Origin of the sequence: Sphingopyxis sp. CCNWLW2, from assembly GCF_037095755.1 — a bacterium.
Classification (GTDB): domain Bacteria; phylum Pseudomonadota; class Alphaproteobacteria; order Sphingomonadales; family Sphingomonadaceae; genus Sphingopyxis.
Genome location: NZ_JBAWKJ010000003.1, coordinates 490437 through 505666, shown reverse-complemented (window position 1 = coordinate 505666; position 15230 = coordinate 490437). Strand labels below are relative to the sequence as shown.

General features: G+C 64.7%; 17 protein-coding genes and 1 other RNA gene. 5 read left to right on the top strand and 13 right to left on the bottom strand.

Going from position 1 to position 15230, the window contains the following annotated elements:
- The first annotated feature begins 191 nt into the window (after nt 1–191).
- The gene (locus V8J55_RS19760; protein WP_336447296.1) at nt 192–848 is read left to right on the top strand and encodes a hypothetical protein; all 657 of its coding nucleotides are present in this window, start codon (nt 192–194) and stop codon (nt 846–848) included.
- Between the two features lie 7 nt (nt 849–855).
- On the opposite strand, the gene V8J55_RS19755 is transcribed toward V8J55_RS19760, so the two are convergent.
- The 9 genes from V8J55_RS19755 to V8J55_RS19715 form a co-directional block, all read right to left on the bottom strand.
- On the bottom strand, nt 856–1011 hold the full coding sequence (locus V8J55_RS19755) for a hypothetical protein (protein ID WP_156419570.1): 156 nt from the start codon (nt 1009–1011) through the stop codon (nt 856–858).
- A 77-nt stretch (nt 1012–1088) separates the two neighbouring features.
- Nucleotides 1089–1477: RNase P RNA component class A (rnpB, locus tag V8J55_RS19750), an RNA gene on the bottom strand.
- A gap of 41 nt (nt 1478–1518) precedes the next feature.
- The gene (locus tag V8J55_RS19745; RefSeq protein ID WP_037518757.1) at nt 1519–2208 is read right to left on the bottom strand and encodes an N-acetylmuramoyl-L-alanine amidase; all 690 of its coding nucleotides are present in this window, start codon (nt 2206–2208) and stop codon (nt 1519–1521) included.
- A 78-nt stretch (nt 2209–2286) separates the two neighbouring features.
- Entirely contained in the window at nt 2287–3144 is an 858-nt protein-coding gene (locus V8J55_RS19740) for a CheR family methyltransferase (protein WP_336447295.1), read from the bottom strand.
- The gene (gene cheB, locus V8J55_RS19735) at nt 3141–4253 is read right to left on the bottom strand and encodes a chemotaxis-specific protein-glutamate methyltransferase CheB (protein WP_336447294.1); all 1113 of its coding nucleotides are present in this window, start codon (nt 4251–4253) and stop codon (nt 3141–3143) included. The genes V8J55_RS19740 and cheB overlap by 4 nt, the downstream gene beginning before the upstream one ends.
- Nucleotides 4254–4263: 10 nt before the next feature.
- A complete protein-coding gene (locus V8J55_RS19730) occupies nt 4264–4638 on the bottom strand; it encodes a response regulator (protein ID WP_037518749.1) in 375 nt (124 codons plus the stop codon).
- Between the two features lie 76 nt (nt 4639–4714).
- The gene (locus V8J55_RS19725; RefSeq protein WP_052187970.1) at nt 4715–5152 is read right to left on the bottom strand and encodes a chemotaxis protein CheW; all 438 of its coding nucleotides are present in this window, start codon (nt 5150–5152) and stop codon (nt 4715–4717) included.
- The gene (locus V8J55_RS19720; RefSeq protein WP_336447293.1) at nt 5149–7539 is read right to left on the bottom strand and encodes a chemotaxis protein CheA; all 2391 of its coding nucleotides are present in this window, start codon (nt 7537–7539) and stop codon (nt 5149–5151) included. The genes V8J55_RS19725 and V8J55_RS19720 overlap by 4 nt, the downstream gene beginning before the upstream one ends.
- Nucleotides 7540–7656: 117 nt before the next feature.
- On the bottom strand, nt 7657–8298 hold the full coding sequence (locus V8J55_RS19715) for a histidine phosphotransferase family protein (RefSeq protein WP_336447292.1): 642 nt from the start codon (nt 8296–8298) through the stop codon (nt 7657–7659).
- Between the two features lie 139 nt (nt 8299–8437).
- Here V8J55_RS19715 and V8J55_RS19710 point away from each other — a divergent pair, with 139 nt between their 5' ends.
- Both V8J55_RS19710 and rpoH read left to right on the top strand, forming a co-directional pair.
- Complete coding sequence (locus tag V8J55_RS19710; RefSeq protein ID WP_336447291.1) at nt 8438–9394, top strand: RluA family pseudouridine synthase; 957 nt, start codon at nt 8438–8440, stop codon at nt 9392–9394.
- Nucleotides 9395–9477: 83 nt separating this feature from the next.
- On the top strand, nt 9478–10377 hold the full coding sequence (rpoH, locus tag V8J55_RS19705; protein WP_037518737.1) for an RNA polymerase sigma factor RpoH: 900 nt from the start codon (nt 9478–9480) through the stop codon (nt 10375–10377).
- Nucleotides 10378–10446: 69 nt separating this feature from the next.
- Here the strand turns inward: rpoH and V8J55_RS19700 are convergent, their stop codons facing one another.
- Entirely contained in the window at nt 10447–11247 is an 801-nt protein-coding gene (locus V8J55_RS19700; protein WP_336447290.1) for a transporter, read from the bottom strand.
- A gap of 91 nt (nt 11248–11338) precedes the next feature.
- On the opposite strand from V8J55_RS19700, the gene mtgA reads away from it, so the two are divergent.
- Both mtgA and V8J55_RS19690 read left to right on the top strand, forming a co-directional pair.
- Nucleotides 11339–12046, top strand: a complete 708-nt coding sequence (gene mtgA / locus V8J55_RS19695; RefSeq protein ID WP_336447289.1) for a monofunctional biosynthetic peptidoglycan transglycosylase — start codon at nt 11339–11341, stop codon at nt 12044–12046.
- A gap of 26 nt (nt 12047–12072) precedes the next feature.
- Nucleotides 12073–12888: an energy transducer TonB family protein gene (locus V8J55_RS19690; protein ID WP_336447288.1), complete on the top strand. Its 816-nt coding sequence runs from the start codon at nt 12073–12075 to the stop codon at nt 12886–12888.
- A gap of 7 nt (nt 12889–12895) precedes the next feature.
- Here V8J55_RS19690 and V8J55_RS19685 read toward each other — a convergent pair whose 3' ends face one another.
- The 3 genes from V8J55_RS19685 to V8J55_RS19675 form a co-directional block, all read right to left on the bottom strand.
- Nucleotides 12896–13432: a J domain-containing protein gene (locus tag V8J55_RS19685; RefSeq protein WP_336447287.1), complete on the bottom strand. Its 537-nt coding sequence runs from the start codon at nt 13430–13432 to the stop codon at nt 12896–12898.
- Nucleotides 13433–13486: 54 nt separating this feature from the next.
- Nucleotides 13487–14272 carry a polyphosphate kinase 2 family protein gene (locus V8J55_RS19680; protein ID WP_336447286.1) on the bottom strand — a complete coding sequence of 262 codons (786 nt, stop codon included), beginning with the start codon at nt 14270–14272 and terminating at the stop codon, nt 13487–13489.
- An 85-nt stretch (nt 14273–14357) separates the two neighbouring features.
- The gene (locus tag V8J55_RS19675) at nt 14358–15230 is read right to left on the bottom strand and encodes an alpha/beta fold hydrolase (RefSeq protein WP_336447285.1); all 873 of its coding nucleotides are present in this window, start codon (nt 15228–15230) and stop codon (nt 14358–14360) included.

Genomic DNA, 15230 nt, shown 5'->3' with positions numbered 1-15230 from the left:
GCAATGACGGAAAACTGCGCAACTTCACGCCGAAGTCGCATATGTGCGACCTCAGGCGACCCCGAGGCAAAGGTAGGTCAGCACGGCGATGCAGGAAAGCGGAAACTGGCCTGTGCGCCGGATCACCCGCGGCGGCTGGACGATATGATAGCAGCTGATAATCTGTCGATAACCGAGGGGGAGAACGAGCGATGCGCAGCCTGGGATTGATCGCGGCCCTTTCGCTGTGCGGTGTGGCCCAAGCCGCGCCCGACCGGCCGGCGATGCCGCCGATCACCGACGCGATACTGAACGGCTGGCTGGAACCCGGCGAGGAGATCGAGGCGCGCGTCGACGGCGATCTCAACGGCGATGGCGACACGGACACGGCCTATATCGTCGCGAGCCCCGATGCACGCACGCTCCACGTCATGCTGAGCTATCGCAGCGAGGTCGATATCGGCCACTCCCCCGCGGGCGAACTGAAACTCGAAACCGACCCGTTGGGCGCGGCAGGGCTGACGATCGACAAGGGCGTGCTGACGATCCGCGACCTGACCGGCGGAACGACCGCGCTGTCCGCAACCTATCGCTATCGCGCCGCCGCGACGAAAGAGGGCGCGCGCATGCGGCTGATCGGGCTCGACGCGACGGTCTATAGCCGCACTTTTGCGCACGACGGCGACGAGATGAGCTGGAATGTGGCGACCGGTGACACCATCACGAGTCTGCTCAAGGTCGCGGCGGCGGACGATCGCGGTTACGACAAGCTCCACACCCGCAAGTTCAGGCAGCCCGTACGTACCATCTATATGGAGGACACGCCGGGCGCAGAAGAGGAACTCATCCGTCTGACGAAGGCGAAATGAGGCTTTCCTATGGTTGCAGGAGAACCGGGATGATCCAGATCGCGGACATGACGATAATCACCGCGACCAGCGAGAAAGCCAGCACATAGCGGACATTATGTCCTTTGACCCCGCTGCTCGCCTCGGTCTCGGTCACTTCGACATGGTCATCGACGACTTTCATGATGCGCTTCCCTTCCTACTGGTCCGCTTAGAACGCGGTCCGCGCGCGGGCGGTTCCGCAGGCGGCGTTGGGGGAGAGGTGCCAGAGGGTCTATAAGCCGGGTTCTGTCCATCCCCTTGCGGGGACTGTGCGATCATTCCTCTAGGCGAACGGTTACCCGAACGCTCAAGCAGTCAACCCGGACGGCTGGGCCGGAATCAGCCCTGAGTTGCCTCGTACCGTCCCTATTCGACCTTGCTCCCGGTGGGGTTTGCCGTGCCGCGCCTGTTACCAGCCGCGCGGTGCGCTCTTACCGCACCCTTTCACCTTTCGCCGGGCCGAAGCCTTTGGCGGTCTGCTCTCTGTGGCACTTTCCCTGAACCTGGCCGAAGCCCGGTCCGCCGGACGTTATCCGGCACCGTGATTTCCGTGGAGCCCGGACTTTCCTCCCCTTTCTTGCGAAAGCGGCGATCGCCCGACCCTCTGGCGGGAGCGAGTATAGCCCTCATCGGGCGCTTTGACGAGGAATCAATTGCCTTCGGGCTGGGGAAGCAGCAGCGCGAGCAATATCGCGCGGCATTCGCCGTCGATCGTGCCGTCGATCAGTTCGGGACGAAAGCGGCGCTGGAACGCGACGGTCGCTGCGAACCCGTCGGTCACATCGTAACCGAAGCGTTCGAGCGCGAGCAGGAAGCCCGCGTCGGTCCACAACGGATCGGTAAGCTTCTTGGTCGGGCGCGGCAGCGCGAGGCGGCGGCGTGCAAGCTCCTCCCACGGGAACAGCTCGCCCGGGTCCTGCTTGCGCGTCGGGGCGATGTCCGAATGGCCGATGACGTTGCCGCGCGTGACCGAATGCCGGTCCTTGATCTGGTGGACGAGGCGGACGACCGAGGCGACCTGCGGGTCGGGGAACGGCACATAGCCCCATTCATGCCCCGGATTGACGATCTCGATCCCGACGCTCGCCGAATTGATGTCGCTGATGCCGCGCCAGTGCGACTTGCCCGCGTGCCAGGCGCGCCTCTCTTCGGGCACCATCTGCGTGATCTGCCCGTCCTCGCTGACGACATAGTGCGCCGACACGCTGGATTCAGGATTGGCAAGCCAATCAATGGCTTCGGCACCGCTCTTCATACCGGTATAATGCAGCACGATCATCGAGATGGGCAGCGCGCGCTCGTCGAAATTGGGAGACCAGCGTTCGATAAAATCGCTCATGCGCTCGGGGGACCCGTCCTGTGCTTGCCAAGCCGTCGATTGCGCCACTGGCGCGCAAAAAGCAAGGCGGAGCCTGTCCTAGGCCGCGGCGGCGCGGCGCCCCTGCTGATCGGCGGGCTCGTAAAGGCCGCGCAGGCGCGGGCTCGCGACGAACTGGTCGGTCTGGCCGAGCACCGTCTCGCCCGCGCCGAGCACGAGAAAACTTTGCGGCGCCGCCACCGCGCGGAGCCGTGCAAAGGCTTTCTGGCGCATCGGTGCCGAGAAATAGAGCAGCAGGTTGCGGCAGAAGATCAGGTCGGCGGGGCTCGCCAGCGGCGGCCGGTCGGTGAGCATATTCTGCACCGAAAAATCGACGCGGCGGCGCAGGTCCGCCTTGGCGAGCCATCCGCCCTCGGTCTGGTCGAACCAGCGCACCATGCGCTGCACGGGCAGGCCGCGCTGGATCTCGAACTGGCTGTAAAGGCCGACGCGCGCGCGTGAAATCGCATGATAGCTGACGTCGGTGCCAACGATATCGACCTGCCAGCCCGCCCATTTCGTGCCCTGTTCGGCGATCAGCATTGCCAGCGAATAGGCTTCCTGGCCGGTCGACACACCGCAATGCCAGATGGTCAGCCGGCGGCGCAGTTTGTTGATCTCGCGAATCTGTTCAAGCGCGGTCGCAGCAATCTCGTCGAACACGCTATATTCGCGGTAGAAATAGGTTTCGTTGTTGAGCATCGCATCGACGGTGTCGTCGAGCAGCTGCCGGCTGTTCGAAGTGACCAGCGCCGCGACGAGCGCATCGAGATCGGCGATGCCGTGGCGCTGCATCACGGGTTTCAGCGACATTTCGATCCGCCAAATGCGGTTCGGCGACAATGCTTGCCCCGTCCGCGATTCGAGCACCCCCATCAGGACGCGGTAGGCCGATTCGCTGGCGCTTCCGTCCATCATGGCTTGCGGCGCCCCTGCCCGCGCCCTTGCAGAAAGCTGCCGAGCATCAGCGCGATCGCGTCGGGGTTCAGCGTCGCCGCGGCGATGCCCGCCTTCGCGACCGCGCCCGGCATGCCCCAGATCACACAGCTTTCGGGCGCCTGCGCGAAAATCGTGCCGCCAGCCTCTTTCAGCCGCGCCGCGCCGATCGCGCCGTCGCGCCCCATGCCGCTAAGGATCACCGCGACGCCGCCCTTGCCGAAGATGTCGGCGACCGAATCGAGCATCGGGTCGGCCGACGGGCAGCAGCCATTGTCGACGACGCGGCGATCGAGCGCGATTTCGCGGCGGCGCCCATTGGCGACGACGAGCAGATGCGCATCGCCCGGCGCGAGATAGATGCAGCCGCGCTCGACGGCCATGCCGGCTTCGGCAACGCGGACACGGCGCGTCGTCATCGTCGCGATCTGCTTGGCGTAAAATTCCATGAAGGCGTCGGGCAGATGCTGGGTGAGCAGGATCGGCGCGCTGATCCTGGGATCGAGGTGCGCGAGGAAATTGGCGAAGGCGGGAATACCGCCGGTCGATGCCGCGACCGCAATACAGTCGATTGGCTGGTCGGTGTCGATCGCGAAGGCGGCGGGCGCCGGCGCCGGGCGTTCGGCGGCCGGGACCGGCGCCGGAAAGTCGCGTTGATGGCCGAGCGTGATAATCCGCTCGGTCAGCACCTCGGCGAAACGCCCCGAGAAGCTGCCGCGCCCCGGTTTGGCCAGCGTGTCGCTGGCGCCGAGCGCGAGCGCGTCGATCGCGGCGGGACCGCCCTCGACGCAGTTCGAGGAGAGGATGAGGACGCGGGCCTTTTCGGCGCGCTCCAATATGTGCGGCAAGGCGTCGATGCCGTTCATCCCGGGCATCTCGATATCGAGCACGACGACATCGACGGGCTCGCGCGCCAGATATTCGAGCGCGTCATGCGCCGAGGCGACGGAGGCGCAGATCTTGAGCCCCGGCCGCTGATCGACGATCCGCTCGAGGATGCTGCGGACGACAAGGCTGTCGTCGACGAGCATCACGCGCACGGTGCGGGCGGTTGGTTCGGGATCGGATATCAGGCGTTGTGGACGGGCCACCTAAAAAACCTCAGGCAATGCCGACGAGCTGCAGCTTTCCTTCGAGCGTTTCGCGGTCGAACGGCTTCATCACATATTCGTCCGCGCCGGCTTCGATCGCGGCACGGATATGGTCGATGCTGTTTTCGGTCGTGCAGAAAACGACGCGCGGGCGTTCTTCGCGCCCATAATCGAGATCGTTGAACGCGCCGAGGAACTCCATTCCACTCATCACCGGCATGTTCCAGTCGAGCAGAATGACGTCGGGACGATTGGCTTGGCAGAAGGTCAGTGCCTCCTGCCCGTCAGCCGCCTCTTCGACGGCGAAGGACATGCTTTCAAGGATATGACGTGCGACCTTGCGAATGACTTTGCTGTCATCGACCACCAGACAAGATTTCGACATTCAGTTAACTCCGACCCCCGGGATTTGGCCATGTATACGGTGAAGGCGTGTGCAGCCCGTTAATAAACGACCGAATTCATGCCGCTTTTAAGGCCGGCAGCGTGATAAAGTTGGATGGATCAACAACGAGCAGCGAACTACCCTGATGTTCGATCATCGCGTCGGCGACCCGCGCCCAGCCGGGAAGCAGCTTTCCGGCGATGCGCGTTTCGGGCGCGTCGATGAAACAGACATCCTCGATCTCGTCGGCGAGCAGCGCATAGCCATGCTCGGCGACGTCGACGACGATCACGCGCTGTCCCGGCGCGACGGGCACCGCGGGCAGGCCGATGACGACATGTGGGTCGATGAGGGTGAAGACACGGCTGCGCAGCGCAAAGAGCCCGGCGACATGCGGCGGCGCGGCGGGCACTTCGACGGGCGTGCCGACGGTGACGACCGAATTGATCGCGCGGCTGCGCAAGGCGACGCGCGTATCGGCGATGCGCGCGATCAGATAGAGTTTGTCCATCATGCGCGCTCTCCCCCGACCTGGCGGCGCAGCGCGTCGAGCAGCGCCTGACGATCATAGCGATAGACGGTTTCGTCTTCCGGTCCCGCGGCGGCGATCGAGGTGCGCAGGCGGATCACCGGTACGTCGCCGTCGACATGTCCGAAAGGCTCGTTCTCTTCGGTGAGGCACAACAGGACATCGGGTGTTTCATCCGACGGATCGTCGCCCAGGACGACGCGGTAGCCAGCGTTGCGAAGAATCGGCGCGAGGAAATTGCCGCCCCAGCCGTCATGGTCGTCGGCAAGGCGGCAGAGCGGTTGACGCTGCGCGGATGCAGGGACGCCCGCGGCATATTGTTCCATCAGCCAGAAGGGATCGATCAGTTCGACCGGCTCGCCGCCGACGAGCACAACGCCGGCGATCAGGCCGGGCGCCGCCGACGGCTGGACGGCGTCGGGCAAGCGGACGATGTCGATCACCTCGGCGATCGGGTAACAGAGCACCGAGCGGCCGTCGTAGAGGCGAAGGAGCTTCAGCGTCCCCTCGCCGCCGGGCAGCGCCGCGGCATGGACGGGGAAAATATCGTCGCCAATCTGCGCCTGCACGCGGCTCGCGCTTTCGAACAGCGCCGATGCAGGAACTTCCTCGACCCGCTCGATCACCGACAGGCGTACGCCGCGGACGCGGCTGTTCATGTCGCGGAACAGCAGCAACTGCACGGCGTTGCGCGCCGCCGCGGCTTCGGCCTCTGCTTCGGCCATCCGGTCATGGCTGCGACCCGCTTCGCTGGCGTCGATCGCCGCGGTGGCCAGCAGACCCTGGACATCGAGCAACAGGACGGGGCGGCCGTTGTCGGGCAGCGTCGTGCCGGCATAGAGCCCCGTCGCCATGATCATCGGCGCCGCGGGTTTGATGACGAGTTCCTCATGGTCGTGGATCGCCGCAACGCTGAGCGCATAGCTTTGCCCCTGCCCCGGACGGACGATGACAAGCGCGCGGTCGTCGCTGTCGTCACCCTGGTCGCGCTCGCGGCCCAATATATTTTCAAGGCGAAGGAGCGGAAATTGCTCGCCGCGTACCGTCGCCAGTTCGCCGCCACCGAGTTGATCGATGCGCACCGTATCGCCGTTTTCCAGCAGAATCTCTCGCACCGCGCCGCGCGGGATCGCGAAATACTGCCCTGCAGCACGGACCATCAGCCCCGAAATGATCGTCAGCGTCATAGGCACGCGGAGCAGGATCGCGAGCCCGCGCCCCTCTTCGTTGCGCAGTTCGACGATGCCGCCGATCTTTTCGACATTCGCCTTCACAATATCCATGCCGACGCCGCGGCCGGAGACCGCGGTGACCTTCGCCGCGGTCGAAAAGCCGGGGCGGAAGATCAGGTCGAGCTTTTCCTTCGGCGCCAGCGCGCGCGCCTCGGTCGCGGTCAGGAGGCGCGAGGCGATCGCCTTTGCGGTCAGGGCATCGGGCGACAGCCCGCGGCCGTCGTCGCGCACTTCGATTTCGATCTGGTTGCCCGACTGGCGCGCCGAGACCGAGATCGTCGCGGTGATGTCCTTGCCCGCAGCGACGCGGTCCTCGAGCGGCTCGATGCCATGATCGATCGCGTTGCGGACGATATGGATCAGCGGATCGCGGATATTCTCCATCATCTCGCGGTCGAGCTCGACTTCGCCGCCGCTCGTCTGGAAGGCGATTTTCTTGCCCATATCCTTGGCAAGATCGCGGACGATGCGCGGCAGCGGGGCGAAGAGCTTATCGATCCGCTGCATCCGCATCTGGCTGACCGACTGGCGCATCCCGGCGATCGAGTCGGACAGACGGTCGAACGAGGCGATGACCGACAGATCGGCGCCCGATTCGCGGAGCATCCGCGCAAATTCATTGCGCGCCAGCACGATGTCGGTGACCCCGGTCATCACGCTGTCGAGCAACGGCAAGGGCACGCGGATCGAGCGCCAGCTTTGCAGTTCGGCGCTGAAATCATCGTCGCGGCGGAGCGGAACGCCCGCGACCTCGAACGGCGCCTCTTCGAGAACATCGCCCGCGAGCGCGCCGATGACATCGCGATCGTTGCCGGCCGGCTCGATACCATTCTGGCTCAGCGCCGTGCAAAGGTCGCCCAGCCGGTCGAGGATACCAAGCACGCCGGTGACGAGCGTAGCGTTCGCCAGGCGGTTGCCGCGCCGCACCTGATCGAGCGCATCCTCGGCGGCATGCGACAAGGCGGTAACGCGCGGCAGGGCCAGAAAGCCCGAGCTGCCCTTGATGGTGTGGACGAGCCGGAAAATCGCGTCGAGCTGCGCCCGATCAGCGGGGTCCGCCTCCCACGCGACAATGGCCCCGCCGGCTTCGGCAAGGATTTCCGCCGTTTCGGCCAGAAAGTCGTTCAGCAGATCGTCCATGAAGGTGTCGGTTCGCCCCAGAAATCGAGGCTCCACCATGGCGCACAATGGTTAAGGAGGGTTTTACTGGTGCGTACGGCGAAGGGAAAAATCAGCGCCGCAACACGATGTTGGGGGTTAGCGGCCGCGGAGAACGGCGCCGACAAGCAGCGACGTCGGCGTTTCGCGCGCCAGCATCACCGTGCCGTCATTCTGCCGCGCCACCGCCTGCACCAGCACCGCGGGCGCGGTGCGCGAGGTCATCGGGCTTGCGCCCTCGCCTTCGGCAAGGATGCGTTCGACGTCGGCGTCGAGGAAGATGCGCTCGGCCTCGACATGCAGCGCGATCTCGATGCCCTCCCCCTGCTTTTCGCAGCCGATATCGAGCCGTCCGCCGCGTACCAGCGCATCGACGAGAAGGAGCGACAGGTTGAGGATGATCTTCACCGCGGGCTTGGGCAGCGGATCGGTCCCGATCATCCAGTTGAGTTCGATCGCGCGGTCGCCGATGATACCCTGAATCGCCGACTTCGCCTCATCGGCGGGAACAAGCTCGCCGAACCCGCCCGCCGAGCCGAACGCCAGGCGAAAGAATTTGAGCTTGTTCGCCGAGGTCCGCGCGCTTTGTTCGAGCAGTTCGAAGCAACGCTCGCGCATCGCCGGGTCTTTCTCATCGGCGAGCAGTTCGAGACCGTTGGCGAAGGCGCCGACAGGGCTCAGCAGGTCGTGACACAGGCGCGAGGCCAGCATCGAGGCGAAATCGACGCGATCGTCGGACATGGATGAAAAGGCTCCCCAGCGCAGTGTCCGGACATTTCCGGCATGGGCCGCTCCTACGGCACGGACCCCGTCCAGAGCAAGCGCGATACGGCGAGCCGTGGCCCTTGAATTTCAACGCCCGAAAACCACATTCCTATCAATGCAGGGGGATGACGACATTTTGACCGTAGCGCTGGACGATAGCGCGGCCGGGCTGCGGCTCGACCGGGCGCTCGCCGAAGCGCTGCCCAGCCTGTCGCGCGAGAGATTGAAGAGCCTGATCAAGGGCGGCCGCGTCGTTGGCGCCGACGGCAAAATTCTTTGGGACCCCTCGGCAAAGGCGACCGCGCCCGCGACGGTCGAGGTTCGCCTGCCCGCCGCCACGCCCGCGCATAATGTCGCGCAGGATATGGGCTTGGTCATCGCTTACGAGGACGAGCATCTGATCGTGGTCGACAAGCCTGCGGGCATGGTTGTCCATCCCGCCGCGGGCAATCTCGACGGCACGATGGTCAACGCCTTGCTCCACCATTGTGCGGGGCAGTTGTCGGGGATCGGCGGCGTCGCGCGGCCGGGGATCGTCCACCGTATAGATAAGGATACCAGCGGACTGATCGTCGCCGCGAAGCACGACAAGGCACACGAAGGCCTCGCGAAACAGTTCGCCGCGCACAGCATCGACCGCCGCTATCTCGCGATCGCGACCGGGCGGCCGATGCCGGCGAACGGCACGATCGACGCGGCGCTCGGCCGCTCGACGACGAACCGCAAGAAGATGGCGGTGGTCGCCGAAGGGCGCGGCAAGCATGCAATCACCCATTATCGGACGATCGAGCCGCTGAAGAATGCGACTCTGGTCGAGTGCCGGCTGGAAACCGGACGGACGCATCAGGTGCGCGTCCATATGGCGCATATCGGCCATCCGCTCGTCGGCGACCCGGTCTATGGACGCGTCAGAAAGCCGTTGTCGGAAGTGCTGAAAGCGCGGAATTTCGTGCGGCAGGCATTGCACGCGGCCCATTTGGGCTTTATTCATCCGGTGACCGGTAACAACATCGCGCTCGACAGCGAACTCCCAAGCGACATGCGGGAACTGATCGATGAATTGCGCGTTTAGGTTTCGAATGAAAATCTATCTCGACCGCCGGAAGCAACCGCGGCATATTCTGACTCAAGATTCTAAAGGGAAGACGCTCTCCAATGGCTAAAAGCAACGTTCCGGCCACGGTTCCAGCGCTTGGCGGCGAAGCCAGCCTGAATCGCTATCTGGCGGAAATCCGCAAATTCCCCCTGCTGACCCCCGAGCAGGAATATATGCTCGCGCGCCGCTTCCAGGAGCATGGCGACAATGAAGCTGCGGCGCAGCTCGTCACCTCGCACCTCCGCCTCGTCGCAAAGATCGCGATGGGTTACCGCGGCTATGGTCTGCCCGTCAGCGAGCTGATCAGCGAAGGCAATATCGGCCTGATGCAGGGCGTGAAGAAGTTCGACCCCGAACGCGGCTTCCGCCTCGCGACCTATGCGATGTGGTGGATCCGCGCCTCGATTCAGGAGTTCATCCTGCGCTCGTGGAGTCTCGTCAAGATGGGCACCACCGCGGCGCAGAAGAAGCTGTTTTTCAACCTTCGCCGGATGAAGAACAACCTCGCGGCGTTCGAGGACGGCGACCTGTCGCCCGAACATCTGACCAAGATCGCGACCGACCTCGGCGTTACCGAGGAAGAAGTCACCAGCATGAACCGCCGCATGTCGATGGGCGGCGACACCTCGCTGAACGTGCCGATGGGCGAGGATGGCGACAGCCAGTGGCAGGACCTGCTCGGCGACGAAGGCCCGCTGCAGGACGAGCGCGTCGCGGAGGCGCAGGAACGCGATGTGCGCCATTCCCTGCTGAACGAGGCGCTGGAATCGCTCAACGAGCGCGAGCGCCACATCCTGACCGAACGCCGCCTGACCGACGACCCGAAGACGCTCGAAGACCTCAGCCAGGTTTACGACGTCAGCCGCGAACGCGTGCGCCAGATTGAAGTTCGTGCGTTCGAAAAGCTGCAGAAAGCGATGCTGAAGCTCGCCGGCGACCGGCGGCTGGTGGGCGCCTGATCGGCGCCCATTCCCCCGGACCGGCCGAAGGGGGAATAGCATTCAACCTAAGGCGAGAATGATCGAGCCTCAAAACCGGCGCGCGAAGCCGAAATAGAGTTCGATATCCGGGCTGTCGCGATTGAGGCCGACGTTCGCGCCCAAATCCCACTGGCTGTCGGTATTGGGCTGCCAGCCGGCCGAAAGCCCGGCCAGTGCCTCGGTTGTGTGGCCGCCGGGGTCGCGGTCGCGGGTCAGCGACACTTCCGCCGCCATCGAGACGTCGTCGGACAGACCAAACCCCACCCCCGCGACCGAGCCATAGGCCGTATGCCGGCCATTGCCGTCGCTATCGACGGCGGCGTCGACATGCGGCGTGAAGCCCAGCGACACGGCGCCGAGTTCGAAGCTGACCGGCACGATCATCCCCGCCCCCCAATCGCCCGCGCCGACGCCCTCCCCGCCCAGCGGCAACGTCGCATAGGGCATCAGCGCGACTGAAAAGCCCGACCCGTCGGGATTACTCAGATTTTGCCGCAATGCGATCGTCACGTCGCCGGTTCGCGTCCGGCGGGTCACGTCCCCCGTCGCCCGGTCGCGCTCGCGCACATGGCCGAGCATCGTCCATCCAAGCTGCACCTCCAGCGACGAGGTCAGCCCGGCGCGCAGCAGGGCGTCGCCAAAGGTCCAGCTATCGCTCCGGCTGTCGGCGGTGCGATCGAGCGTCCAGTCGGCCAGCCCGATCTCGAACAGCATAGACCCCGGCTCGACCGTACAGGCGGGTGTACCGAGCCCCGGCCGGTCGGGGCAAAGGTCGCGGCGACCCTCGTTCGCGAAGGCCGGCGCAGCGGTCGCCGCGGCGGCGAGCAGCAAAAGGGATCGAAGCGACATGCGGGTCCTTTCTTCGCCGGACAGCAGTGTTTTTTGTTCCGCAAGATCAAGCCCCGCTTGCCTCGAAACTGCAAGCGGCTAATTTGCCCGCATGGTAACTCCCTCCCGCGCGAAGAAGCGCAAGCTCCCCTGGTATCTGCGGCCGTTCAAATGGCTGTTCTGGTTCATCGCCGCCTCCGTGCTGTGGGTGCTGCTCTATGCCGTGGTGCCGCCCCCCGTGACGTTCACGATGCTGGCGGACAGCAACGGGATCACCAAGGACTGGGAAAGTCTCTCGAGTATCGACCGCAACATGGTGCGCGCGGTGATCGCGGCGGAGGACGGCAAATTCTGCAGCCATAACGGCTTCGACCGCGACGCGATCGAGCAGGCGATCGAACGCAACGCCAAGGGCAAGCGCATGCGCGGCGGATCGACCGTCAGCCAGCAGACCGCGAAGAATGTCTTCCTGTGGCAAGGAACCGGCTGGACGCGCTACGTCCGCAAGGTGCCCGAGGTCTGGTTCACCTTCCTGATCGAAAAGATCTGGGGCAAGCGCCGGATCATGGAGGTTTACCTCAACGTCGCCGAGACCGGCATCGGCACCTATGGCGTCGAGGCGGGCGCGCAGCGCTATTTCAACCATGGCGCGGGCAAGCTGACCCCTGCCGAGGCGGGGCGGATCGCCGCGATTTTGCCGTTGCCCAAGAAACGTGAGGCGGTGAGCCCGTCGGGCTTCACGCGCCGTTACGGCAATACGATCCGCGCGCGCATCGGCGTGGTCAAGCGTGACGGGCTGGATGGGTGCATTTATAACTAGGGGCAGGTCCAAACCATGATCATTCCATGCTGAAACGTCTCGCGCTCGTGCCGCCGATCGCAGCCGCGCTCGTGCCCGCCGCAAATGCCGATCCGGGTCGCGAGATACTGACCCCATCGTCGCCATGGAACATCGATTATGCCGAATCCGAATGCCGGCTCGCACGGACGTTTGGCACGGGCGCCGAAGCACTAACCCTTCGCATTAGTCGCGGGGCAAATTTGAAAGCTGTCGAATATACGGTCGCCAGCAAGTCGCTCAAAATCAGGGACTGGAATTACAATGTCTTGCTGCGACTTGGACCGGGCGGGACGTCCTATAAATTGCCGATACTATGGTATCGCCTTCCCACAGGCGAAACCGCGCTTCAGATCTTTGGCGAGACTGGATTGAAACCTGATGAAATTGCCTCGACCCGAATGCTTGCATTGGAGGTCGATGGCGCCGAGCCCCTGCAACTCGCCGTTGGAAATCTCGAACAGCCGTTCGCTGCGCTGGAATCCTGTTACGACGATCTCCTGACGACATGGGGCATTGATCCAGCAGGAATCCGCGACCTCAAAAAGCCGGCTGAACCGGTCGACATCCGGTCTTGGCGCGTGTTCGAAAATGGGTGGGCGCGCGACGTGCCCAAAGACAGGAAATGGATGACGGTCCGCCTGGATATAGACGGTTCGGGGAAGGCCACAGCGTGCAAGGCGCTGGTGTCAAGCGGGTCGGCGGAGCTGGATACCAAAGTCTGCGCCTTGGCCGCAAAGAATGCGCGCCTTGTTCCGGCAGTCGCCGCATCTGGGGAGAAAGTCGGGGCGCCATTTGTGCTGCGCATTCAGATGCGCGAGTGACGTCCCACTACGCGGGCTTCCAGCTCTTGCGCTCTTCCGCCTGCTTCAGAACCTCGAACGCCGCCTGCCCCGCCGCAAAGCGCTTTGCCGCTTCGGCATCGCCGGGCTTTACGTCGGGGTGACATTCCTTGGCAAGGCCCCTCCACGCTTTCTTGGTCGCCTCGAAATCGGCGTCGGGTTCGAGGTCGAGGATTTCGAGCGCGCGCATTTCGTCGGCGCTGCGACTGCCGTCGCCCGACCCGCCCCAGGCATAATGCTGGGCCTTGGCATATGCCCCCGCGTCGCGCGTCTCATTAGCAGCCCGCTCGGCGGCATCCTCGGCGCTCAAACCCTCGAAATAGTCCCAGCCGCGATTATATTCGGCGGCGTGCGTCTCGCAGAAATACCAGCGTTCGGGGCTGTTCGGCGATTTGGGCGCAGGGCAGTTGCCGGGGTTAGTGCAGCCGTGGCGATCGCAGAGGCGTACCTTCTGCGTCTCGCGCGACGAGCCATAGGGGCGCCAGCGGGGAAAACCCCAATCATCGGATCTCTTGGCGCGGCTCATCACCCCCATGTAGCGGCTGGGGCGCGCGATTGCTAGCCGAGGAGGCCGAAAAACCTAGTCTTTGGGCTTGTAACGGAACGCCTTGCCCGCGAGTTTGACGACCGCAGGGTCGAGATCGGGCGGGGTCATCGGCACCATCGCCTCGAGCGCCTCGGCGATATGGGTCAGCGCCGCGATGCGCGCGGCCTTTTTATTGTTGCCGTCGACCACCTTCCACGGCGCCCAGCGCGTGTTCGTCTGCGCGAACATATCCTCGATCGCGGCAAGATAGGCCTTGCGCTTCGACCGGTTGCGATAATCCTCCGTCCCCGTCTTCCACCGCTTCCACGGATCGTCGAGGCGGTCGGCGAAGCGCTTGTCCTGCTCGTCCTGCGTGATGTGGATGAAGAGTTTCACCAGATTCGTGCGGCTGCCGGTCAGCTGCGCCTCGAACTCGTTGATCTCGTCATAGCCCTTGCGCCATTCGGCCTCGCTCGCATACCCCTCGACGCGCTCGACGAGGACGCGGCCGTACCAGCTGCGGTCGAAGATCGAGATTTCGCGATTGCCCGGCAGGCGTTTCCAGAAACGCCACAGGAAATGGCGCGCCTTTTCCTCCTCATTCGGCGCGGCAATCGGCCACACCTCGAAAAAGCGCGGGTCGAGCGACGCGGTCAGCCGCTGGATGATCCCGCCCTTCCCCGCCGCGTCCCAGCCCTCGAACATGATGATGCTGCGCTGGCCATGGATGATGTGCGCCGCCTGCAATCGTTCGAGGCGATCCTCGAGCGCCGCGAGATCGTCGGAATAGTCGCCCTCATATTTGGCGCCGGTTTCATAGTCGGAGAGCGAGATCGTCATGCCCCCTCCCCTAGCGCAAGCGGGCGCCTTCCACCAAGCCGGCGATGGCCGGTGTCATTTTCTGGCACAGGGTGCGTGGGTTTCGTTACTTGGTCAGGCCGGCGAGCAGCGCCGCGACGCGCGCGGGATCTTCCATCGGAATGAAGTGGCTGTGCTCGGCCCATAGTTCGTCGCGCGTTGCGCCGATCGCCGCGCCAAGCCCCGTCCAGGTCGGGCTCAGCGAGAAATCGAGTTCGCCGCCGCGTTCACCGGTCGGGGCGCGGATCACCGTCGAGGGAACCGCGAGATAGTGGAGCCACTCGTGCGGGCTGGTGCGCAGCGCATTCTGATAGACCGAGGCTTCGAGCGCCGGGGGGCAGGCCAGCTCCAGCGCTTCGCCGTCCGTCGCCGGGAGCAGGCCATGGGTGCAATAGTCGGCGAGCACGCGCGGGTCCCAGTTCGCATAGGGCGGCCGGTCGGCGAAGCGCGCGCGCATCTCTTCGGCACTCATCCAGCTGTTGCGGCGGCGCGCGACGGGATGGTCCGCGGGATCGGGGATCGGACTCGCTTCGACCGGATAAAAGGCCGGGTCCATGATCACCGGATCGATCAGCACGAGATGGCGGAAGGCGGCCGGCCGCTGCGACGCGAGCCGCGTCAGCGCATAGCCGCCCATGCTATGCCCACAGCCGACGAGCGGATGCCCGCCGAGCCCGTCGAGCAGCGGCAACAGCGCGTCGGATGTCGCCGCCCAGTTGGCGAGCGTCGCGGGACGGTAACTGCGCCCATGCCCGCGATGGTCGGGCGCGATGACGTGCGTGCCGGGCGGCAGCGCCGCCACGACCTGATCCCAAAGCCGCGCGTGAAAGCCCGTCGCATGGAGCAGGAACAGCGAAGCGCCCTCACCGCGCTCGCCCCATTCGAACCAGCAGATATCGCCTTCCGGCGTTTCCAGCCGGTGCTCCCGGGATTCGCGCAC

Bases quoted from the DNA above. Each gene is read 5' to 3' on its own strand.
- V8J55_RS19760 (WP_336447296.1), top strand. From the start codon at position 192: ATGCGCAGCCTGGGATTGATCGCGGCCCTTTCGCTGTGCGGTGTGGCC.
- V8J55_RS19755 (WP_156419570.1), bottom strand. From the start codon at position 1,011: ATGAAAGTCGTCGATGACCATGTCGAAGTGACCGAGACCGAGGCGAGC.
- V8J55_RS19745 (WP_037518757.1), bottom strand. From the start codon at position 2,208: ATGAGCGATTTTATCGAACGCTGGTCTCCCAATTTCGACGAGCGCGCG.
- V8J55_RS19740 (WP_336447295.1), bottom strand. From the start codon at position 3,144: ATGATGGACGGAAGCGCCAGCGAATCGGCCTACCGCGTCCTGATGGGG.
- V8J55_RS19730 (WP_037518749.1), bottom strand. From the start codon at position 4,638: ATGTCGAAATCTTGTCTGGTGGTCGATGACAGCAAAGTCATTCGCAAG.
- V8J55_RS19725 (WP_052187970.1), bottom strand. From the start codon at position 5,152: ATGATGGACAAACTCTATCTGATCGCGCGCATCGCCGATACGCGCGTC.
- V8J55_RS19720 (WP_336447293.1), bottom strand. From the start codon at position 7,539: ATGGACGATCTGCTGAACGACTTTCTGGCCGAAACGGCGGAAATCCTT.
- V8J55_RS19715 (WP_336447292.1), bottom strand. From the start codon at position 8,298: ATGTCCGACGATCGCGTCGATTTCGCCTCGATGCTGGCCTCGCGCCTG.
- V8J55_RS19710 (WP_336447291.1), top strand. From the start codon at position 8,438: ATGCAGGGGGATGACGACATTTTGACCGTAGCGCTGGACGATAGCGCG.
- rpoH (WP_037518737.1), top strand. From the start codon at position 9,478: ATGGCTAAAAGCAACGTTCCGGCCACGGTTCCAGCGCTTGGCGGCGAA.
- V8J55_RS19700 (WP_336447290.1), bottom strand. From the start codon at position 11,247: ATGTCGCTTCGATCCCTTTTGCTGCTCGCCGCCGCGGCGACCGCTGCG.
- mtgA (WP_336447289.1), top strand. From the start codon at position 11,339: ATGGTAACTCCCTCCCGCGCGAAGAAGCGCAAGCTCCCCTGGTATCTG.
- V8J55_RS19690 (WP_336447288.1), top strand. From the start codon at position 12,073: ATGCTGAAACGTCTCGCGCTCGTGCCGCCGATCGCAGCCGCGCTCGTG.
- V8J55_RS19685 (WP_336447287.1), bottom strand. From the start codon at position 13,432: ATGAGCCGCGCCAAGAGATCCGATGATTGGGGTTTTCCCCGCTGGCGC.
- V8J55_RS19680 (WP_336447286.1), bottom strand. From the start codon at position 14,272: ATGACGATCTCGCTCTCCGACTATGAAACCGGCGCCAAATATGAGGGC.